Consider the following 22023-nt stretch of genomic DNA (forward strand, 5'->3'; position numbering starts at 1 on the left):
AGGTAACAAGGCTTCTATCTTCTTCCATTGATCATCTCTTAACATCTTGCGGTCGCTTTGCATTTCGGTATCCTATTTTTCCAATACCGAATGTAAACACATTTTATTGAATGTTAACAGCCCCTAAGACAGATAGGCAACCTCACTACCGCTGCTACCGCAACTACAAAGCCAGGCAATACTATGTGCTGGCAATGTATGCAGACAACAGCGGCCGACAATAGCTGCCAAAACCACCGTCCACACAAAAATCCTGCCTAATGCCGCCCATGCTGGTAACTGGCATACGCAGTCGCTGCAAGCACAATGGTGGCACCGGTCAATTCGCGCATGCCTGGCATTTCATGCAGAAAAAAGTAGGCCAGCAACATGCCGTAAACAGGTTCCAGCGAAGTCATCAGGCTGGCAAAACTGGTAGACAAACGACGCAGACTGAACATGAACAGGCCATGTGACAAGGCGGTAAACACCACACCCAGCAACACCAGGCCATACCATGTTTGCGGCGCAACACCAGACATGGCACCAGATCCCAGCACCCACGGCAAAAGCACCACGGCAGCCACGCCATTTTGTAAAAATGCCAGTTTGAATGGCGGTATATGCCCTCCCTGCCAGCGATTCGCCAGCGCCAGAAATGCAAAGCTAAGGCCGGACAAAATCCCCAGCGCCAGTGCAATGACAGTCCCACCATTCCATGATGCATCACTGACCATCACCACCATGCCGATCACCACCAACAACGCAGCCCAGGCGTCTGATGCGCGCCTTGCCTCTTTAAAAAACCAGGGTTCCAGCAAAGCGACAAATAGAGGGAAACTGGCAAAACCCATGAGACCAAAAGCAACCGGTGCAAAATTCAGGGACGCAAAAAACGTCAACCAGTGAATGGCCAGCAATACGCCGCAAAGAATGACAGTCTTGGGAATACCTCGAAAATTCAGTTGCCCCTGCAAGGCCAGTACCGGCAACAAACTCAGCGCAGCAAACAAGGTCCGACCAAACACCAGTAGCAGTGCACCCGTTGCCAGCAGCTTGCCCAATACCCCCGCCGCACCGAAAAGGAAAACCGCTACATGCAGAGCCAGGAAGGAAGAAAACACGTTATTTTTCATAAGATGCTGCGGCAATTGATCAAAAGGGGCAAAATTAAACAATAGCATCATAGGGCTGCGACAGGCCATTTCTGTCGCCATTGCGAAAGCGCAGCCGCAACACGTATGCGTGCAGTTCTAAAGTACACAAAATAGTATTTACCAGCAACTGAAGCACAAATGCCGGAATCTATGCATAATGGATGCATGCTGTTTTCATCAACCATGCAAAGAGGAAAGCAATGATAGACGTTTATTCCTGGCCGACCCCCAACGGACACAAAGTACACATCATGCTGGAAGAATGCGGCTTGCCCTACCGCGCTATCCCGGTAGATATCGGCGCTGGCGACCAGTTCAAGGCAGATTTCCTGGCGATTTCGCCCAATAACAAAATCCCGGCCATAGTTGACGCTGATGGTCCTGACGGCAAACCGATTTCCCTGTTTGAGTCCGGTGCGATTTTATTGTATCTGGCAGGGAAAACCGGCCAGTTCCTGGGTAAAACTGACAGGGAAAAATATGAGGCACTGCAATGGCTGATGTTCCAGATGGGCAGTGTCGGCCCCATGCTGGGTCAGGCACATCATTTCCGCATTTATGCGCCAACGCAGATCGAATACGCCGTCAATCGTTATACCAATGAAACCAAACGCATTTATGGCGTAATTGATAAACAGCTGGAAAAAACTGCCTATCTGGCTGGCGATGAATACACGATTGCCGATATCGCTACCTTTCCCTGGACCCGCTCTTTCGCCAATCAGGGAATAGACTGGGCAGATTTCCCACATGCCAAACGCTGGTTCGATACCATCAGCAAACGCCCTGCCGTACAACGTGGCGTTCAGGTATTGGCCGATTTACGCAAGCCGCTGGATAACGACAAGGCAAAAGAAGTACTGTTCGGAAAAACACAATACGCCAAGAAATAACTTCATTCACCTGAGGGGTAGTCAATTACCGTTACAATGGGCTTACTCCTCTCTACTCTATTTCAGTATGCGTCGTCCGATAAAAAGAAATCGTTTCAAACTGGCCGCTGAAAGTCAACGCGTTGTCAATCTTGCGCTGGCCGTAGCGCAATCAGCCAGCCGTGTCGAAGACCTGGACTGGCAAGCCAGGCTGGATGCGCTGGTGACCAAAAATCTCAGGCAACATCATCAGGACATGCTCGATGCTGCTACCGAACATCTGTTTCAGTCACACCCGAATGGCTATGAAGTCTTGACCGAGACGCTGGAATCCACCAGCACCTGTGGCACCTTCGAACATGATGGCCAGCCCTATACCTGTCTGCTGATTGCAGCACCAGTACTGGCCTGGACGCGCTTTGAAATCGCTTCTGGCAGCATACCGCCAGAGGCATTAAGCCTGCTCAGTGCGCAATTGTCTGCCCACTTGCTGGCCGGACATACCCAGTTGCGCTTGCTACCCAGTTTATATTCGATTGATCAATTGCCGCGCAATCATGTGGAAACCTTTGCCCTGCTGGAACGGCAGAGTGTGGCAATGCTCAAACAGGCGACAGCCCCGGTAGAAGCAGAGCGTGCAAAGACCATCCCCTTTCTGGCAGACATACGCTATGTGCTGGGAGTGCTGGCCGTACCTGTTGGCAAGCCCCTGTTCCAATGGCAAACTATCGATGCGCCGTTTGATTGTGTACAGGCCAAGAGTGACGCCCTGCTGCAATGGCAACAAGAGACTGAAATCACCTTCAAGCGCCTGCTGCCTGGTTGCGGTATTGAAGTCTTGCTGCCGGAATCCTATTACACGGCCTGCCGTGAAGCAGATATCAAGATACGGCCCGCCACCCTGCGTTCAGCGATGTTCTACCTGACCCAAACCCTGGGCAAAGAGGCAGATCAGTTCAGCATCATCATTGCCTCTTTTGGTGAGCAGGAAAACCCCGGGCAGATCGATGAGTATCGCGTCAGCTTCTGCCTGCGCGATGCGCCGGAAGTCATCTACGGTGTGGTCTGGCCCCTGTATCAGGCCGAAGACCAGATCATCGCCGTCAATCTGGATGAAAATGAACAACTGGCCGGAGAAATACCCGGCATACTGCAAGAATGCGGTGTTACCGACATTATTCAGTTGGAAGAAATCTTTGCCATGGAATTTTGTGATGACTGTGGCACACCCCTGTTTGCCGATCGCGAAAGCGATCTGGTCCACACAGAAATGCCGGACGACACACCGCCCCCGGGTGCCACGCATTTTCACTGATGCGAATTTTCACTGATGCGATGTGCGCGGATTGATGGTGCAGCATGACAGGCAAAGATACGCCAGCATCTCAAAACAAACAGCCCGGCAATGGAATCAGCACTGATTTACATTTCCGGGCTGGTTTAATTACAGATGCACAGGCCATCAGCGATCTGATCATGCAGTTTGCCAAAGACTTCAGCATCGCCCCTGACGGTAGCGGTGCTGATTTATTTCATCAATCAGTGTCCGCTACCGCCGAGCAGTCTTACCTTGCAGACAGTCGCTACCAGTTCATACTTGCCACGCAGGGTGAAACGCTGGCTGGCTTCATATCGATGCGTGACCTCAGTCATTTGTTCCACCTGTTTGTACATCCTGCATTTCAGGGGCAAGGACTAGCGACAATCTTGTGGCAACGCGCCCGTCAAAATGCGGGGTTACAAAGTCATATCATCAGCTTCACCGTCAACTCTTCCCTTAACGCCATCCCGGTTTATGAGCGTTTTGGCTTCCGGGCCACAGGTCAGGTCGTAGAAACGCACGGCATCGCCTTTTTGCCCATGCAGTTTCAATTGAACAAATGAGCAAAAAAGTTGTCATAAAATTGCTATAAGGTTATCGCAGGCAACAAGCTACAATACGGCTACAACCACTACTGGAACGTATTTCATCAATAGAGATACGCTCTGAAAAAAACTGACGCATACATGAAAAAATATCTGATCACTGTTTTCTGCATTTTCACTTTTGCTGCTACCGCCGTCATCGCCAAAGACAATGGCACAGACAAGTCAGTCACCATCCTCAAAGAGATACAATCCTTTGTCGTCAACAAGGATGGCAGCCATACTGAAACCGTTGAATCCTTCATACAAATCAACGAAGAACGTGCAGTGGCATCAGAATCACAGCGCCAGTGGCATTTCAATCAAAGCCTGGAAACCCTGGAATTACTGGAAGCCTATATAGAAAAGCCTGATGGCCGAAAAGTCCAGGTCAAACCAGAACAGATCAAGTTGCAGCAAGAGCCTGCTTACAGCGGTGCGCCCATGTTTCAGGACATGCAGGTCAAAGTAGCGATATATCCCGAAGTAGCGGTCGGCGACAAAATATATTCTAGACACAGTAAGACACGCAAGACGGCGATGTTCCCGGGGCAGTTCAGCGATTACACACCTGGTCGTTATGTGCCTGTCAAACAACTGACCATCAATTACGACATGCCTGCCGACATGCCATTGCTTAGCCAGGCAGATGGTTTTGTCGCTACGCCGCCTGTCACTCAAAACGGCCGCACGGTATATCGATGGGATTATCAGCCTTCGGACAATCCACGCATAGAAACATCTTCAGTCAGTTATGCCGATTTTGGAAAGCAACTGGTGGTTTCAACCTTCACAGATTACGCGAGCCTGGGTAAAGCTTACTACCAGACAGCGGCTCAGACAGGCAAGCCCAATGCCAAGATCAAGGCGAAGACTGCTGAAATTACGCAAGGCCTGAGCAATCCGCGCGATAAAGCCTATGCCATTTACGACTGGGTAAGAAAGAATATTCGCTACGTTGCCGTGTATATAGGCAATGGCGGGCTGATACCGCACAATGCAGATGAAATCCTGGATAACCTGTATGGCGACTGCAAAGACCACACCAGCCTGATGGAAGCCATGCTGGCCGCTGTAGGCATAGACAGCACACCTGTGCTGATCAATTCTGGTGACTCTTTTAAACTGTCGCCAGTTGCCAGCCTGGGTCAACTCAACCATGCCATCACCTATATTCCCAGCCTGAACCTGTATCTTGATTCAACTGCCGCCAACATCAATCACGGCTTTTTGCCTGCTTCAGTGTGGGGTAAGCCCACCATCCTGACCAAAACAGGTGAAATTGGCAAAACGCCGTCAAAAGAATTTTTCAAGACCAGCAGCAATTACAAAGTCAATATCTCGACCGAAGGTGCGGCACAGTTTGAATTTGCACGCAAGGATACAGGTCAGTTGGCCGAACCCACACGCTACGAGCAAAGTAACTGGCGCATCAATGATCAGGAACTTGCCGTGGAAAATATCCTGAAGGGTTATGGCATGACCGGCAGCGGCACGGTACAACTGGGTGATCTGAAGGGAAGCGAAGACCAGTACGAATTCAAGCTCAAGGGCAAAGTCGATAACTGGACCTACCTGCCAGGCACAGTTGGCATAGCCGCCAATAGCAGTCTGTATGCAGGCATGGCCAACAGCATTTATGGTTTAACGTCTGAAGTGGAGCGCACCCAGGATTTCATCTGCCCGGAAAACAATATCGTCGAAGAAGCCGTGTATCAATTTCCGGCACAAGCAAAAATCCTGTATATCCCCAAGGATGTCGACGTGCATACTGCTTTTTTTGAATATCAGGCAAAATACACCCACGACAACAAGCAGGTCATCATCAAACGCACCTACAAAAGCGGCAAGGAAGGCAGCCGTGTATGCACACCCAAGGACCATCAGGCCATGCAAGCCACCATCAAAAAAATGGTGCAAGACTTGCGTAGCCAGTTCATCGTGCAGGTGCAGTAGAATTTTTTGGATTATTTCCAGCCAACCGGATCAATCCTGAACAGGTCAAAAAGCCAATGCTTCTGAGCATTGGCTTTTTTTGCATTCTCTGGTTTGGCCTGATATTGTTTATGCAACGAGGTGAGTATAAAAATCAGCCCATCAATTATCGACAAAACACGACTATCACCATTTTCAAAATCCGTTGTACAATTAGTTTTGAACGGTCGTGCTTTTTTCTGATTTTTTTGCTTTTTTCATTAATTGCTTGCTGCGGCCATCATAAAACAGGAGACAACATGGATTTGAACTATACGGCAGAAGACCTCGCCTTCCGGGATGAGGTGCGTGCCTACCTGGAAGCCAATCTTCCACAAGATCTGCAGCAAAAAGTATTGAACCACAAACGCCTGTCCAGAGAAGACTTTGTGCGCTGGCACAAGATACTGGCAAAACAGGGCTGGGTAGCCACAGGCTGGCCTGCCGAATACGGCGGCACAGGCTGGACACCGACCCAGCGTCATATCTTTGAAGAAGAATGCGCCCGTGCTGGTACACCTGCCATCCTGCCATTTGGCGTCAATATGGTGGCACCTGTCATCATGGCGTTTGGCAATCAGGCGCAAAAAGATTATTACCTGCCACGCATACTCAGTTGCGAAGACTGGTGGTGCCAGGGGTATTCAGAACCTGGTTCGGGCTCTGACCTTGCTTCCCTGAAAACCCGCGCTGAACGCGATGGTGACCATTACATCGTCAACGGCCAAAAAACCTGGACCACACTGGCCCAGCATGCCGACATGATTTTCTGCCTGGTGCGCACCGACACCGGTGTACGCAAACAGGAAGGCATTTCTTTCCTGCTCATCGACATGAAAACGCCGGGTATTACCGTGCGCCCCATCATCATGCTGGATGAAGAACATGAAGTGAATGAAGTCTTTTTCGACAACGTCAAAGTTCCGGTACAAAACCTGATAGGTGAAGAAAACAAGGGCTGGACGTATGCCAAATACCTGCTGGGCCATGAACGTACGAATATTGCTGCCGTTGGCCGTGCCAAGCGCGAATTGCAATTCCTCAAGCGCATTGCTGCCAAACATCAAAAGAATGGCCAACCACTGATCAATGATGCCGTGTACGCCAACAAGGTCGCCAGCCTGGAAGTGGAATTGATGGCCCTCGAAATCACTGTCCTGCGTGTCATTTCGCAAGACAGCGGTCGCCCTGGCCCGGAAGCATCCCTGCTCAAGATCAAGGGAACAGAAATCCAGCAAAGACTGACAGAACTGATGGTAGAAGCAGTCGGCCCCTATGGTCTGCCGTTTGACCCGGCTTTCCTCGAAGGCGAAACCGAACATAGCGTAGTAGGCGACGACGATGCAGCACCATTGGCACCGTATTACTTCAATTTCCGCAAAACTTCCATTTATGGCGGTTCCAACGAAATTCAAAAAAATATCATCACCCAGATGATCCTGGGCCTGTGAGGAGAGCACAATGGATTTCAACTTAACGCAAGAACAAAAACAGTTTGCCGATGCCCTACGTCGCTGGGTAGAAAAAGACTATGGCTTTGAACAACGCAAACACGTCATCGAATCTGCCGAAGGAGTGTCCGCCAAAGCCTGGGCTGATCTGACAGAACTCGGTGCGCTGGCCCTGCCCGTTCCGGAAGAACAGGGTGGCTTTGATGGCTCAGCCATTGACATGCTGGTCATCATGCAGGAACTGGGACGCGGTATCGTTATCGAGCCCTACTTTGCTACTGTCATGGGTGCAGAATTCTTGAAGAAATCCGGCAAACATGCCCATGTGCTGGAACAGGTCGCCACTGGCGAAATCAAACTGGCGAATGCTCTGAGCGAAAGACAGTCACGCCATGACCTGTTTGACATTGCCACCACCGCCGTCAAAACTGCCGATGGCTACGTGCTCAACGGCAGCAAGACCGTGGTGCTGCACGGTGCCCAGGCAGACAAACTGATCGTCTCAGCCCGCAGTAGCGGTGCGCAACGCGATACCAATGGCATCAGCCTGTTTATAGTTGATGCCAATGCAGCAGGCGTCAGCCGCCGCGACTATCGCACCATCGATGGTTATCGTGCCGCCGATATTGCCTTGAACAATGTGCAAGTCGGCCAGGATGCCTTATTGAGTGCTGTCGATGCCGGATGGGAACTGCTGGATGCCGTCGCTGACTATGGCGTCACCCTGCTGTGCGCCGAATCCATAGGTATCATGGAAGCCATTACAGCAGCAACTCTGGAATATTTAAAAACCCGCCAGCAGTTTGGTGTGCCTATTGGCAAATTCCAGGTCTTGCAACATCGCATGGCAGAAATGTTCATGGAAATGGAGCAAGCCCGTTCCATGGCCACGCTGGCAGCTGTCAAAATCGCGTCAGACAATGTGGAAGAGCGCCGTCGCACGGTGTCCGCCGCCAAGGCAAGGATAGGCCAGGCCGCCAAATACATAGGCCAGCAAGCAGTGCAACTGCATGGTGGCATGGGTGTGACCAATGAATTGCCGGTTGCCCACATGTTCAAACGCCTGACCACCATCGAATTGTCACTGGGTGATACAGATCATCACCTGGCCAGATTCGTGGCACAACCCGGCTTTAAAAACGCAGCCTGATTGCTGTCAAAAAATCCCGACTGTGTTCGGGATTTTTTTTACCCCTTATTTTGCCCCTTATTTTGCCTATTATTTACCGATTAAAGAAAACAAGGACACATCATGAGCATCAAAACAGATCGCTGGTATTTTGAAGACTTTGTTCCCGGTACAGTCATAGAACTGGGACAGCGCGTAGTAACGGAAGAAGAAATCATCACATTCGCCAGACAATTCGACCCGCAATCTTTTCACGTGGACAAAGAAGCCGCCAGCCATTCCATTTTTGGCGGCGTCATCGCCAGTGGCTGGCATACCTGCGGCATGATCATGCGCATGGTGGTGGATGGCTTTTTGTCCAATTCAAGCAGCATGGGCTCACCCGGCGTGGATGAAATACGCTGGATATTGCCAGTACGCCCCGGCGACACATTGACAGTCACTGCCGAAACCCTGGCCAGCAAAGTGTCCACATCCAAACCAGACCGTGGCGTCATCAATACTTTATGGAAAGCCCACAACCAGGATGGCAAGCTGGTATGTACGATTACCGGCATGGGCATGTTTGGTCGCCGCCCTGCGTAAACTAATTTTGCGCGCACTTAAAAAACACGGAGACATGATGAGAGAATTCAGCAGCATAGATGAACTGAAAAACTTGATAGGCCAGGAAGTTGCCCAGTCAGACTGGGTAGAAATCACGCAAGAACGTGTGAACACCTTTGCCGATGCGACCGGTGATCACCAGTGGATACACTTAGACGTGGAAAGAGCCAAACGTGAATCCCCCTTTGGCGGCCCGATAGCGCATGGCTTTCTGACCCTGTCACTGCTACCCATGCTGGTAGCCAATGCCATCCATCTCAGCTACGTCAAGATGGGTGTGAACTATGGACTCAACAAGGTGCGCTTCCCCTCCCCGGTTCCAGTCGGCAGCCGCTTGCGGGCCCGAATGAAGTTGCTGCAAATCGAAGATATCAAGGACGGCGCGCAACTGAGCTGGGAAGTCACGATAGAACGCGAAGGTCAGGACAAACCTGTGTGTGTGGCTGAATCCATTTCGCGCTGCTATTGATCCCTTAAGCACATAGCACATAAACACTTAACGCCGTATCAACCTTGTGATAAATTCATGCCCACTCCCGACACACTGCAACGTTTTATCGCCAGGGTAGAAGCCAATGCCCATGCCGCTGCATGTGAAGAATTCTATACCGAGAATTCCAGCATGCAGGAAAACCAGGGGACGCCAAGGATAGGCCGTGCGGCACATGTAGCCGCCGAACATGCTGTCATGTCACGCGCCAGATCCGTGTCATCCACCTGCGTACATCCGGTATTGGTCAACGGTGACCATGTCGTCATACGCTGGATATTCAGGTTCGAATGGCTGGATGGCAGCGTCACGCAAATGGAAGAGCTGGCCTATCAGCGCTGGGAAGGAGAATGCATTGCAGAAGAGACCTTCTTCTATGACCCTGCCCAACGTATTCCCAAAAAATGAGGGGCTCAATGGATTTATCTTGAGACGCCATATGAGACGCGCTGCCCATTTTTAAAAGTATAAAACGTAATTGCAGGTTGCTGTACATCGCCATTTACATCAAAAGAAATGACACCCGTAACTCCATTAACTTTAATGCTCTTCATGTACCGTTGATAGTGCTGCGGCTCGACCGAATCAGCATGTTTCATGGCCATGGAAAGGGTGTATACAGCATCATAGGCATAAGGTGCGTAGATCTGTAAATCCAAACCAAAACGATCCTTGTACCTGCGTTTGAATGAATCCAGTCTCGCGACACGATTGGTTTCAACACCACCTGATACTGCGCAAAACACCTGATTATCCTGTATTACGCCCTTAGTTTGCTGAGCTAATTCAGCAGTGCAAATACCATCACTACCAACAAACCTGGCATTCACTCCCTGCACAGACAATTGTTGAATCAAAGCGATAGCCTGGTTATCCATACCACCAAAAAATATCATATCAGGAGTGCTGTTTTTGATTGCCATGATCTCGGCATTAAAAGAGCGTATACCACTACCTATAGACTGGGTATTGACGATAGCAATGCCCAGTTGTTCGGCCTTGCGTTTAAATGCGTATGCAACACCTGTACCAAAAACAGTGCCATCATCAATAATCGCAATTCTTTTCGCTGCCAGATGTTTTGTGAGAATTTTTGCCATAAGACCTGCAGTGACTTCATCATTTGCAACCATGCGGTAGGTAGTACCATACCCTTGACTGGTATAACGTGGATTGGTTGCAGACGGTGAAATTTGCGGGATCCCGGCCTGAAAATATATCTTTGATGCTGGTATCGTCGTACCAGAATTCAAATGTCCAACAACACCCTTCACCCCTGAATTGACAAGGCGTTGTGCAGCACTGATTGCCTGCCTTGGATCGGCACCATCATCTTCAGCAATAAGTTCAAACTTGGTAAGCTGCCCTCCGATAACAAGATTTAATTCATTCAAATCTTGAATTGCCAGCCGCGCGCCATTTTCGTTGTCACGTCCCAAATGGGCGATAGGCCCTGTAAGTGGGCCAACATGGCCAATACGCACCAGATTAATACCAGGTTTTGTCACTACTTGCGGATTCACCAGAGTAATCGCCGGCACAGTACCCGCACGTGCATTTTCAGGTGTGTTCAGGACTGGCGGTGCAACAGATGAAGGAGCTGGCGCTGCTGCCGGAGTCTTTGCAGGCCTCACTGCTTCCTTGCCCTTACCATAAATCAGGTAAACCGCACCGTCAGCCAGTTCGGCAACATCTTCTCTGGACTTAACGGTTTTTGAAGCTGACTGCAGCAACTGGTCTCTGACAGCCCTGGTGCTGGCGATCATGGCTAACAGATATTGGACCTTGACCGCATAATTGACGTTTTGGGCGACCTCGCCCTTCACCAGGGTGATTTTGTCGTTGAGCTTGGCCGAGACTATGCCGATGACAGACCCCCGGCTATCAAGCAAGGGGCCGCCAGAATTACCTGGCTGTATGGGGGTACTGATTTGAAAAAACCTGACATCGCCACCAAGGCCGCTTTCTGCAGTGATGGAACCATTGGTAAACTTGGATTCATAACCTTGAAAATCAATATTGGGAAACCCCAATGTGGATACTTCGGAACCTTTACGAACTCTGGCATTATTTTCCAGGAACAATGGTGTCGTCGGATGATTGATGCTTAATATCGCCAAATCATTACTGGGATCCACTGCGATGACTTCCGCCGTGTATCCCTTTTTATTCTGATCAAAAGCCTTGATTTCATCCAGGCCGTCAATCACATGGAAATTTGTCGCCAGATATCCATTTTTTGTAATCGCAAATGCGGTCCCAGATGTAGTAAATTCGCCAGCTCTGGCGCATACGTCGCTACTCGTGAACAGCACCATGGCGCTTAATACAGGCATGCAAATCGCCACTACTCTACTTTTAATAAGTGAATACATATTCTCGTTTTTTTATTAAAGGCGACGCGAAGGTATTGTCTGATAGACCAGACTAGAGTATTGCGCAAATCAGGCAATGCGACAAGCGCCTTGTCGACAATTTCAGGACTGTGAGAATGGTTTCAGCGCTATCCAAACACAAAAAAGGTAGTCGCCTGATCCTAATTCCGCTCAATAAAACCTGACCGCATAAACCGGTGGCAAATTAGTGGCGATCTGATACCAGTCATCCCCCGAATTTTCGCTTGCCCACAAATGGCCGGTGGTGGATGCCATCAGGAGGTTTTTGCCGTTCTCGGAAACGGCAAGGCCATGGCGATACACGAGGTCATAGCAGTCTTGCTGCGGCAGGCCATTTCTTAAAGATTCAAATGTCTTGCCGCCGTCACGTGTGCGTGTGACGCTCATCGCGCCATTCAAAGGTATACGTTTTTGATCGGCGATGGCGGGTACAAACCAGGCAGTATCCGGGTCACGCGGATGGGCGGCAACGGTAAAACCAAAATCGGGAATTCCCTCTGGCAATTGCAGTTGCTGCCAGCTCGCGGCTTCGTCTTCGCTGCGCCAGATACCGTTATGATGCTGGCACCACAAAACATGGCTGGCAAACTTGCTGCGGGCGATCAGGTGCGGGTCCTGGATATTTTGATTGTCTGCCATATCCGGTGGCATATAGGCAGCACGCATACCCGCTGCGGCCAGAGCCCAGTTCTGCCCGCCATCTTCAGTTTTCCAGGCACCGCCACAGGATATGCCCAACAAGATATGCTGTGGATTGCGTGGGTTGACGCATATCGAATGTATGCCTGGCACATCATAACCGCCACCCATCCATTGCTTGCGCTCTTCCCTATCCCATAATGAGCGTATCAGTTCCCAGCTATTGCCACGATCTGGTGAGCGGAACAAGCCACCTGGCAAAGTACCTGCCCACAGCGCACCTGGCTCTTCGCTACCACCTGTTTCCATGGACCAGACGAGCTTCAACTTCCATTCCACGTCATCGTCAGTCTTTGCGTGTTCAGGGTAGGCAGGTGCGGCCACCTCGGTCCAGTCGCAGCGGTCTTCATCACGGCGGTGCAGCTTGACCCCAAAGTGCCCCAGGTTCAGGGCTGCATACACCGTACCATCGCGCTTGTCATGCAGGCACATACTGACGGGCTCGCCCAAAAAGCTGACCTGGTCCAACTGCCAGCGATTATCTGTATGAATCAATTCAAACAGTCCCTTGCGGGTTGCCACCAATGCTTTCATCATCAACCTCCGGAAAGTGCCTGCAATACGTAGACCTGGCTATTCACACCCAAAGCATCGCGCAAGCCGCTACGCTGCATGACGCGCTTGCCATCAATAAAAATCACTACATGAAAACGTAAATCGCCCTGTTCATCCAGAATATAGGCTCGCAGGGTCGGGTTCAACTGAAACGCGGTTTCCAGGGCATCGCGCAAATTGTCAGCTGCGGTTTCTACCTCAGGTACCTCAGTGAAACGACTGAGTTGCTGGGTAAAAGTCAGCTTAGCCAGGTTGCCCCCAGGCAGAATAAGGGTGTTTGAGCAAATTCGCATTTGCATAACGCCGGTCATGACTGACCTCTTCACCCAGCCAGGCAGGAAGTTCAAACTGCTGCTGTTCAGATTCCAGTTCCACCTCGGCCACGATCAGGCCAAGATTGTCACCAATGAATTCATCCACTTCCCAGATCAGGCCGGCGAAGGGAATGCGATACCGTGTTTTTTCTATGAGGGGTTGCTGGCAGACTGTATCCAGCAAGACTTTTGCATCGGCCAGCGGAATGGGATATTCCCATTCACCACAACTGATGCCAGTTGACATGCCCTTGATGGTCAGCATCGCGCGTTCTGCTTCTATACGTACCCGCACGATGCGACCAGGGTCAGAGCAAATATAGCCCTGGCGCAGAAATGTACCCTGCCCCTGTTGTTTAAAATCCTGACTGACAACAAGGAATTTGCGTTCAATTTCTACGCCCATTACTACTCCGATGATTAAATACCGGAATTATGCACCCAATGAAGTCAGAATCGGTTGCAACATTGCTTCACCCAGCTTGATACTGCGGGCGCCGTCCCAGCCTACATCACCATCAGGCAGATTGGCATTGTCCTTGAAAGGCAATTCCAGCGTCAGCGATACGCATTTGAACGTGTGCCCAATATACTTGGACGCCAGCTTCAATACATCTTCATTATACTTCGACGCTTCATAACCAAATTTGGTCTGAAAATCAGGGCTGGCCAGGCAGAAACTATCAACAAAAGCCTGTTGCTCCTGCTTTTGTGTTTCAGTAAAGCCAGCCAGCATCTCACTACCCGCCACAAATATGTAAGGTAAAGCTTCGTCGCCATGGATATCCAGGAACAGGTCGCAGCCCGTTTCATGGATTTTGTTTTTGACGTAATACACTTCCGGGCTGGTTTCCAGCGAAGGCGTCATCCATTCGCGATTCAGGTTGGCACCGGCTGCATTGGTACGCAAATTGCCACGCACGGAACCATCCGGGTTCATGTTGGGCACGATGTAGACAACAGCTTTTTCCAGAATGCGGCGCGCAGTTGGATTCGATGGATCCAGCAAGGCGTTCAGGCTACCTTCCACCAGCCACTCTGCCATGGTTTCGCCAGGGTGCTGACGGGCAATAATCCAGACTTTTTTCTCAGCAGCCGGGTTACCGACCACGATCATATTCAAGTCACGGCCATCCACCGTATTGCCCAGATCTTCGACCCGTGCAATGGATGAATTTTCTACGCCGCCCAGCAGCGCCAGATGACGTTCCCAGGTATAAGGTTCAAAGTAGGCGTAATAGACGCTGTCACGTTCTGGCGTATGGCGTATGGTCATCACCTTGCCGTCAAACTCGGTATCCACCCGGAACCAGTTGGCGCGATCATAACTGGCAACCGCACGATAGTTTTCCCATCCCTTTGGGTAAGTAGCTTCGCCGGCGTTAAGTATTTGCATGACTGCATCTTGCCCACGGGCACCTTGCAGGCGAAAGTGAAACCATTGCCAGATATCGGCATGTGAATCCTTGCGCAACTTCAACTCTATGGCCCCCACCTGCTCCGCATTGACTACTTCAATCGCTCCCGCGTCGAAGTTCTGACTGATTTTAATTGTCATGTTTTATATGTTCAGAAATGTTTTTAAGCACCGCATCCCATACGGTGTCCTTAGGACTGTTATTTTCACAGCTTTTTACATAATATGAAAATATTTTAGTCAAATTCATCTCCAAAATCGTACAAATATTTTCATCATGGCAATGATTAAGGAAGTTTTCAGCAAATAATGGCAAAAATCGCCATCATCGACTATAATCTTTCGCTCAGAGTCGGGGCGTAGCGCAGCCTGGTAGCGTACGTGCATGGGGTGCACGGGGTCGGAGGTTCGAATCCTCTCGCCCCGACCAAAGAAATAAATAAAAGCTTACAGATTTCGGTCTGTGGGCTTTTTTTATAAGCATTTTCAGTGTGGAAGGCAGTCATTTCATGAAAGACGCATGTTGATACCAGCAAACTCATCTTTCAAAATGAAAGATACTGCCCTTAATACATTCAAAGAGTACCTGGAAGATGCCGTGATCTGGATAGGCTCGTCACCAAGAGCCTGGGCTAAAACAGTAATTACCGATGAAAAAATAATTGCCAGCCTTCCCGTCGATCCACCAACTCGTTCGCAACTGCGCGACTATTGCGCCGATGCAAGTCACTCGGATGAAGCCTGTTTTTTAGCCGTAGTTGCCTGGGGCGGAATGCGCAGAATACACGGACGCAGCGCATGGGCAGCGATGAACAAATGGCTACCGCTCATCCGTGCAATGAGGTCAGGCAAGTTAACAGAACGAAAGCAATTGTTTTCACAGTTTCTGAGCGCAAACGTGCCAGGCATGGGACCGGCCTACTTTACCAAGCTCATGTTCTTCATGTGCAAGTCGCAAAACTGTTACATCCTCGATCAGTGGACCGCACGCTCGACGAATTTGCTTGTGCAATCAGACACACCACTGATAAAACTCACAGGTGGCACTTGGGTAAATAAAAGCAATACCCCAGACAATTATTCCGCTTATTGCGACTTTGTCGAACAGTTGGCCGCAGATCTTGAACGCAAACCAGAGCAAATAGAAGAAAAAATGTTCTCTGGGGGTAAAGGTAATCGCTGGCGAAAATATATCAAGGCAGCACATTCAGGTAAGGCATGATGGTGTTCATTCAGTTTTCAGGCTTTCGTCGATTAACTACACTCCTGTCTGAACGCAAAACCTAAATCTTCCACACACTTTCCAGCATCGCGTAACCACGTGCATCATATTGTTTTAGCTCTGCATTCTGGTAGGGATAAAAATCATTCTCTCCAAAATAGGCTTCGCTGAGTTCAGCAAAATATTCGCGGTGATTGCTGATGGCATAAGCCTCTTGCAGCTCTGACCGGTGATCACGCGTGACCTGGCGATAAAGCCCGTCAGCTTTTGCGTTGCCATAGGCACGCATGATGGTGGCATCCAGTTCCGGATGCTGAAAATGATAGGCATGTGCCATTTCATGCAACAGCGCATATGGCTGACTGCGCACCATGGTCACGAATTCTTTCCAGTTACAGATTTCTATGTTGCCAGCAAATTCAACGGGATAGCCATGTTCCTGCAACCATTGCGCCGAAGGATGATGTTGTGCACCAAAGGCACGGTAAGTGCCACTGGAAACGTAAATACTGACGCCATGCAAACTGCTCTGCGCATGCGCAGGCAACTTCTTGAGTTTGTTTAACTGATCAGTCAAAACGCCAATGAAGGCAGACCTGGATGCGGCGTCTGCCGCTTGCAACCCCTGATCAAACATCAAAGTCCAGCCATTGACCTGCATTTTTTGGTAAGTATTGGCTGCATGCAATGGTAATTGCGCGAATAAAAGCAAGGCTGGGGACAGCAGCAGCGCACGGCGGCTATTAATAAGGGTAGATGGCATGGGATCAGTGAGCTATTTCTATTCACCAGATTAAAGCATGGCCGTCTACCGTGGCGCAATACCCTGCATACACCCACCAATGTTGAAATACCTTGCCGATCATCGCTTTGTATTGCACACTTTACATCTATCCTGCCAAACCAAAACTGTAGAACTGGAGACATCATGCGCATCAATAAAACCTCTGCCTTTGCAATGACCTTTTGTGCCGGCCTGCTTGCATCGCCTCTGATACAGCATGCAGTCAGCGAAGCCCGTGCTGATGCCCCAGCCCTGTCTGCCACCATCATTGATTTGTTGGCGATCAAACATGACGACCTGCCCAAGACCACCAATGCTGAGCTCAATGCCCGACCTCTGGTTATTACTGACCACGCCACCGTCGGCATACAATCAGGTAATGTCGCCAAACACATCCACCCGCAGACAGATGAAATTCAGTACATCATAGAAGGCAGCGGCAGCATGTGGCTGGGCAACGAACGCAAAGACTTCAAACCCGGCAGTCTGATCATCATCCCCAAAGGTACCGCCCATGCTGGCAGCATAGTCAGCAATGGCCCGGTCAAGGCCATCGCCATCAAGATTCCACCGCAGGGCAAGACGGATACCGTGTTTGTGGATTGATCTACAAAACAGGCGCACTCCACTCCAAGTACCATCCCAAAAATCGTCGCTCCTGCGCAGGCAGGAGCCCAGTGGCGTTGTTTGCTGAATGAAGACTAATCAGAAAAATCCTGAACCTATGAAACCTATCAAACTTACCCAACTCGCCGCCCTGCTCCTGACAATAGTTCTGCACAACAGCAGCCAGGCGCAACAAACGCCACCCTTCGGCAAAAAACTGCCAGCCACGGCACCAGCATTGCGTGATTTTGTACCACGCGGCTGGACAGTCGAAAGCCAGGTCAGCGGCGACCTCAACGGTGACGGCCAGGCCGATATTGCCGCCGTGGTGGTGGAAAACAAAGCTGCGGCGGATGCCAATAACACTTTCAATGACAGGCAGCGCGGCCTGATCGTGGTGCTGGCAGGTGCCAAAGGGTACAGCTTACTGGGCAGCAACGACAAGCTCTTGCAATGCCTGGGTTGCGGCGGCGTCAAGGACGGCGTCAACGTCACCATCAAAAACGGCGTGCTGATCGTCAGCCAGTACAGCGGCTCACGTGAATATTCGATTTACACATGGCGCTTCCGTCTGGACGCAGCCAGCCAGCGCCTGCAAATGATAGGAATCGATGAAGAAGATACCGACGGCATGGTAGGCAAAGGCTCCACCGTCAGCACCAACTTGCTAACCGGCCAACAAATCAACGAAACCTATCAATACGACCAAAACCGCGACCGCAAAGTTGTACTCAGCTCCAAGAAAAGCAAAACCGCCAAAACCACGACTCTGCTGGAAGATGCGGTTGCTAATCAGTAAGTCTGGGCATGATGATTGCACTATTAGGCACATCTGATTTGTAACGATCAATGCCGGGTGGATTACCACCTGAAAACTGACACAGCAATAAAATCACCTCCATCGTATTGCACATCCATACATCGATACATCGATACATCCATACATCCATACATCATCAAATGCTTACTACAACCCACGCTCTAAATACAGATATCAATAAGGCTGCTAACGAAGTACTACTAAACGTCAAACGACTGATCGTTGCAGGGAGGTTTCATGATGCATTCAAAGCATTAAACTTGTTTATAGAACCAGGCCCATGGCAATTATCGAAGCATGGGTTAGTAGTACAAACAATAGAAAGGTTGCTACCGCAGATCTGCTTCTTGTGCGAAACGGCATCTCCAGAATTTGGAAAAATACAGGCAAAATCCAAAGAGGAAATTTACGACCTCGTATCCAGCGAGGCGCAACGCACGATGAATTTCCTTCAAATGCCAGTTCGGTTTCAGTCGAAACCCGCGGGACAAAAGTGGTCCAAAGCATATTTGAGCGACATAGCAGAAGCCACAATCGTTGAATTTTTTGGCGAATTTTCTATTGATGCCGAATTTATCTTAAAAGACAGACTGAGTAAAATTTTCTCCAACACATCAACGGCAACATCACAGGGTATTTGCAAAAATGCAGATGAAGTCAGCGAACCTGATGCTAGCTGGATTTTGAAAACCGTTTTTGGCCAAATTGCGCAAATCAGAATAGCGGAACAGGCCAAGAAAATGTCCAATACCGATATAGCGAATGCCATATTGCCATTCATTTCCTCGCATGCGAAAGGATTAAATTATCAAACCTCGTTCTTGTTGCAAGCTTTAATTCTTTTATGCATCGAAGAGGAAAATTTTCACACTGCAATTCAAGCGACCAATATCTTAGCGCAAAGCGATACTGAGATTGACTACCTCATCAGCATCGCCACCATAAATAAAGTTAAAAATTTTTTCGCATCAGGTGTTTGTGCCAATCGCCTCGGCATCGATGACATTAGCACAGCAGAATATTTCAATGCCCTATCTCAACGTAAAAGCACTACCGCCCAAGTCATTTCAATAAACAGTAAAGTTAAATTTGACAGTTTGCCGTCATTAAAAAAAATTCTAAGTGGAACAGTGCTTGAGAGTAAAGAAATCGTTTCATTGAATGTACCTGGCACATCAGAAAACGTCTACGCGCTCGAAACGTCTATTGAGGAGATGGAACATCACTGGAAAACCGCTCGTTCACTGGTATCAAAAACAGGTCGCTGGCCTGTCATCACGACCACGTGGAGGCAACAGTCTTCAAACCTCAAAGAAACCTTACTAGAACAAGATTTTTTCTCGCGCGCCCCTTACGAAAACAGCCCCAATACGGACGACGTATCACCAGCTGCAATTTTGGATCGTGCTAAATCCGTAGACGTCGAAGCTTTTGTTCAGCAGTTGATCATAGACAGCGAAACTCAGCATGCAACATATTCCAGTCTCGAAGAGACCCTGAAAGATGAACTTGAAAACACATTGCATAGGTGTGGCTCAATTCCAACGCCCGCTGAAATGGAAGAAATGCACATCAATGGACTTCCAGTAGTAAGTCATTTTCAGCTCGATCGCTGGCTACTTGATTGGGAACAAAGAAACGGTGGTTCAGGCAATCCAGAGGATGCAAGATTCCCCTGGTATGAACCAGAATCAGTTTATTTAATGTTTATGCCAACACCTGATTCATGGGATGCACTTGCCTATATGGAGTGGTTTGACATATCTCTTAAAGGTGCAGAAAAGTACGTTGCATTAGGCAAACAATGGCAAGAACAATTTGGCGCAGAAATTTTTGCACATTTCGGCACCATAATCGAATGCATTGTTGAACGCCCACCAAATAATGTGGAAGATGCATGGCCATTGGCACTACAACATGACTTGGCAGGAACCAGCACACTTGCACCTGCTGGTATTGAACTAAGGCAGTATGCGGCTGGATTAGTTAATCACGACCAATGGTTTTTACACCGGAGGCCCTAATCGGTTTACTTCATCTGAAGGTATACTAAAACAAGCCTTAATTTCTTTAATCTTTGTCACTATTTTACGCTAAGATAAAGCCCGTTCGGGATAATTGGCTAAATGTCACACCCTCGGCCCCGCACCTATCCTCCAACAATTCAAGTTTGTTATTTCCGCGCTGTTATGTTGTTAATTAATACAAGGAATTTCTCCCATGAAAACTTTTGTTGCTCGCAAACGCCTGACACCTTTGATGCAAGGTGCGCTGATTACTTGTGGCTTGTTGGCGGTACCGTTGTTGACGACGGCGCAGACCAAGCCGGCGACTGGTACGCAGGGTAAGGCTGTGACGCCCGCCAAGGGTGGCGCGCAGGTGGTCAAGGCGCCGGTTGCGCTGGCGTTTATTGATGTGGCGACCAGTGCCAGCGATATGCCCAGCATGATGAGTGGTGCTGCGCAGGGTGCGCAATCTGGTGGGTTCTTTGGTGCACTGGGTGGCATGGCACGTGGGGCGACAGGTGGCAATGACAGAGGTAATGTGTTTGGTAATACCCATTCCATGGGTTTTAGCAGCGGCAAGTATGTGGATGTGTCGGTGTATACCAGCAAAAACCCTTCGCTTGGCGAATCCACGCAGGCAATACCTGCAGGAATGAATCTGGGTGAGAGCCTGAAGCTGGTCGCGCCGGTACCGGACAAACCTGTGACTTACACACCCTCTGAAGAAACTCCTTCAGAACCAACTTATGAAAAGCCCAAGGGCAAAATTTCGATTTACTGGGGTTGCGGTGAAACCGTGCGCCCCGGCCAGCCCAGAACTCTGGATGTTGCCAAGTCTTCGCCAGAAGATTATGCCAAGTTTTTTGTCATGCGTGGCAAGGTGACCAAGGGTGCACGTTCGCAACCAGGCAATCCATCGTGGCCCAACAAGGTGGATGACCGCAAGGTACCTGATACGGCATCACTGGTTGGCCAGCATCAGTTTGTCGGTAATGGCATACCAGACAGCTTCAAGGTCAGCCTGGGTTCGGCGCAAGACTTGATGGCACCGATAGAACTGGCACAAACCAAGAAGGATGGTGGCGTTAATCTGGAATGGAAGTCAATCGCCAATGCACGTGGCTATTTCATCAGCGTCATGGGCGGGCAGCAGTCTGGCAATAGCGACAGTGCAGAAGTCATTGTCTGGACATCCAGCGAACTGCCTGATTTCGGTTTTGGCCTGGTGGATTACCAGGCAAATGCAGACATCGACAAGTGGATCAATGAAAAAGTCATTTTGCCTTCCTCGGCAACCAAGTGTGATGTTCCCAAAGGTATTTTTGGGGAACAGGGTGCAGGTATGCTGCGTATGATTGCCTATGGTTCGGATACATTCTTTGCGTATCCACCCCGCCCTGCTGATCCTAAAGTAGCATGGGAACCAGACTGGCAAACCAAGGTAAGGGTAAAATCCACGTTCAGTTCGATACTGGGTGGCATGGGTGATATGGGCGGCAGACGTTCACAGCAATCTTCACAATCACCACAGCAACAAAAACCAGAGCAAAAAGAAGAACCTAAAATCAAGCCAACAGATGTCTTGAAAGGCTTGCTGGGTTTCTAGAAAATTCTGATCAGAATCAGAATCAGAATCAATAT

General features: G+C 49.5%; 21 protein-coding genes and 1 tRNA gene. 15 read left to right on the forward strand and 7 right to left on the reverse strand.

Features of this window, described 5'->3' with window-relative positions; all coding sequences use genetic code 11:
* Positions 1-257 precede the first annotated feature (257 nt).
* Positions 258-1115 carry a DMT family transporter gene (locus ACO0LK_RS12400; protein ID WP_422975469.1) on the reverse strand — a complete coding sequence of 286 codons (858 nt, stop codon included), beginning with the start codon at positions 1113-1115 and terminating at the stop codon, positions 258-260.
* A 221-nt stretch (positions 1116-1336) separates the two neighbouring features.
* Here ACO0LK_RS12400 and ACO0LK_RS12405 point away from each other — a divergent pair, with 221 nt between their 5' ends.
* From ACO0LK_RS12405 to ACO0LK_RS12445, 9 genes are all read left to right on the forward strand, one after another.
* Positions 1337-2029, forward strand: coding sequence for a glutathione binding-like protein (locus ACO0LK_RS12405; protein WP_422975471.1), 693 nt, complete (start codon positions 1337-1339; stop codon positions 2027-2029).
* A gap of 67 nt (positions 2030-2096) precedes the next feature.
* On the forward strand, positions 2097-3323 hold the full coding sequence (locus ACO0LK_RS12410; protein ID WP_422975473.1) for a DUF2863 family protein: 1227 nt from the start codon (positions 2097-2099) through the stop codon (positions 3321-3323).
* 44 nt (positions 3324-3367) lie between these two features.
* Positions 3368-3892 (forward strand): GNAT family N-acetyltransferase, encoded by a 525-nt coding sequence (locus ACO0LK_RS12415; RefSeq protein WP_422975474.1) that lies wholly within the window; start codon positions 3368-3370, stop codon positions 3890-3892.
* A 123-nt stretch (positions 3893-4015) separates the two neighbouring features.
* Entirely contained in the window at positions 4016-5869 is a 1854-nt protein-coding gene (locus tag ACO0LK_RS12420; RefSeq protein WP_422975476.1) for a DUF3857 domain-containing transglutaminase family protein, read from the forward strand.
* 278 nt (positions 5870-6147) lie between these two features.
* A complete protein-coding gene (locus ACO0LK_RS12425; RefSeq protein ID WP_186945344.1) occupies positions 6148-7338 on the forward strand; it encodes an acyl-CoA dehydrogenase family protein in 1191 nt (396 codons plus the stop codon).
* 10 nt (positions 7339-7348) lie between these two features.
* Positions 7349-8488 carry an acyl-CoA dehydrogenase family protein gene (locus ACO0LK_RS12430; protein ID WP_422975479.1) on the forward strand — a complete coding sequence of 380 codons (1140 nt, stop codon included), beginning with the start codon at positions 7349-7351 and terminating at the stop codon, positions 8486-8488.
* A gap of 102 nt (positions 8489-8590) precedes the next feature.
* On the forward strand, positions 8591-9052 hold the full coding sequence (locus tag ACO0LK_RS12435) for a MaoC family dehydratase (protein ID WP_186945346.1): 462 nt from the start codon (positions 8591-8593) through the stop codon (positions 9050-9052).
* A 37-nt stretch (positions 9053-9089) separates the two neighbouring features.
* A complete protein-coding gene (locus ACO0LK_RS12440) occupies positions 9090-9542 on the forward strand; it encodes a MaoC family dehydratase (protein WP_422975481.1) in 453 nt (150 codons plus the stop codon).
* A 57-nt stretch (positions 9543-9599) separates the two neighbouring features.
* Positions 9600-9971: a nuclear transport factor 2 family protein gene (locus tag ACO0LK_RS12445; RefSeq protein WP_422975483.1), complete on the forward strand. Its 372-nt coding sequence runs from the start codon at positions 9600-9602 to the stop codon at positions 9969-9971.
* A 14-nt stretch (positions 9972-9985) separates the two neighbouring features.
* Here the strand turns inward: ACO0LK_RS12445 and ACO0LK_RS12450 are convergent, their stop codons facing one another.
* The 5 genes from ACO0LK_RS12450 to ACO0LK_RS12470 form a co-directional block, all read right to left on the reverse strand.
* Positions 9986-11899 (reverse strand): ABC transporter substrate-binding protein, encoded by a 1914-nt coding sequence (locus tag ACO0LK_RS12450; RefSeq protein ID WP_422975485.1) that lies wholly within the window; start codon positions 11897-11899, stop codon positions 9986-9988.
* Positions 11900-12109: 210 nt separating this feature from the next.
* Positions 12110-13192 (reverse strand): WD40/YVTN/BNR-like repeat-containing protein, encoded by a 1083-nt coding sequence (locus ACO0LK_RS12455; protein WP_422975487.1) that lies wholly within the window; start codon positions 13190-13192, stop codon positions 12110-12112.
* A 2-nt stretch (positions 13193-13194) separates the two neighbouring features.
* The gene (locus tag ACO0LK_RS12460; protein ID WP_422975489.1) at positions 13195-13506 is read right to left on the reverse strand and encodes a MoaD/ThiS family protein; all 312 of its coding nucleotides are present in this window, start codon (positions 13504-13506) and stop codon (positions 13195-13197) included.
* Positions 13457-13933, reverse strand: a complete 477-nt coding sequence (locus tag ACO0LK_RS12465) for a CYTH domain-containing protein (RefSeq protein WP_422975491.1) — start codon at positions 13931-13933, stop codon at positions 13457-13459. Before ACO0LK_RS12465 ends, ACO0LK_RS12460 begins: the two co-directional genes overlap by 50 nt.
* 27 nt (positions 13934-13960) lie before the next feature.
* Complete coding sequence (locus ACO0LK_RS12470) at positions 13961-15085, reverse strand: M14 family metallopeptidase (RefSeq protein WP_422975493.1); 1125 nt, start codon at positions 15083-15085, stop codon at positions 13961-13963.
* A 212-nt stretch (positions 15086-15297) separates the two neighbouring features.
* Here ACO0LK_RS12470 and ACO0LK_RS12475 point away from each other — a divergent pair.
* Both ACO0LK_RS12475 and ACO0LK_RS12480 read left to right on the forward strand, forming a co-directional pair.
* Positions 15298-15374: transfer RNA gene (locus ACO0LK_RS12475), tRNA-Pro, on the forward strand.
* Positions 15375-15464: 90 nt separating this feature from the next.
* Complete coding sequence (locus ACO0LK_RS12480) at positions 15465-16166, forward strand: hypothetical protein (protein ID WP_422975494.1); 702 nt, start codon at positions 15465-15467, stop codon at positions 16164-16166.
* A 61-nt stretch (positions 16167-16227) separates the two neighbouring features.
* On the opposite strand, the gene ACO0LK_RS12485 is transcribed toward ACO0LK_RS12480, so the two are convergent.
* Positions 16228-16929, reverse strand: coding sequence for a hypothetical protein (locus ACO0LK_RS12485; RefSeq protein WP_422975496.1), 702 nt, complete (start codon positions 16927-16929; stop codon positions 16228-16230).
* A gap of 165 nt (positions 16930-17094) precedes the next feature.
* Here ACO0LK_RS12485 and ACO0LK_RS12490 point away from each other — a divergent pair, with 165 nt between their 5' ends.
* From ACO0LK_RS12490 to ACO0LK_RS12505, 4 genes are all read left to right on the forward strand, one after another.
* The gene (locus ACO0LK_RS12490) at positions 17095-17556 is read left to right on the forward strand and encodes a cupin domain-containing protein (protein WP_422975498.1); all 462 of its coding nucleotides are present in this window, start codon (positions 17095-17097) and stop codon (positions 17554-17556) included.
* A gap of 118 nt (positions 17557-17674) precedes the next feature.
* The gene (locus ACO0LK_RS12495) at positions 17675-18355 is read left to right on the forward strand and encodes a hypothetical protein (protein ID WP_422975500.1); all 681 of its coding nucleotides are present in this window, start codon (positions 17675-17677) and stop codon (positions 18353-18355) included.
* A gap of 161 nt (positions 18356-18516) precedes the next feature.
* Complete coding sequence (locus ACO0LK_RS12500; RefSeq protein ID WP_422975502.1) at positions 18517-20400, forward strand: DUF4253 domain-containing protein; 1884 nt, start codon at positions 18517-18519, stop codon at positions 20398-20400.
* Between the two features lie 196 nt (positions 20401-20596).
* On the forward strand, positions 20597-21988 hold the full coding sequence (locus ACO0LK_RS12505; RefSeq protein WP_422975504.1) for a hypothetical protein: 1392 nt from the start codon (positions 20597-20599) through the stop codon (positions 21986-21988).
* Positions 21989-22023 lie beyond the last annotated feature (35 nt).

Source organism: Undibacterium sp. Ji49W (assembly GCF_049340205.1).
GTDB lineage: Bacteria > Pseudomonadota > Gammaproteobacteria > Burkholderiales > Burkholderiaceae_D > Undibacterium.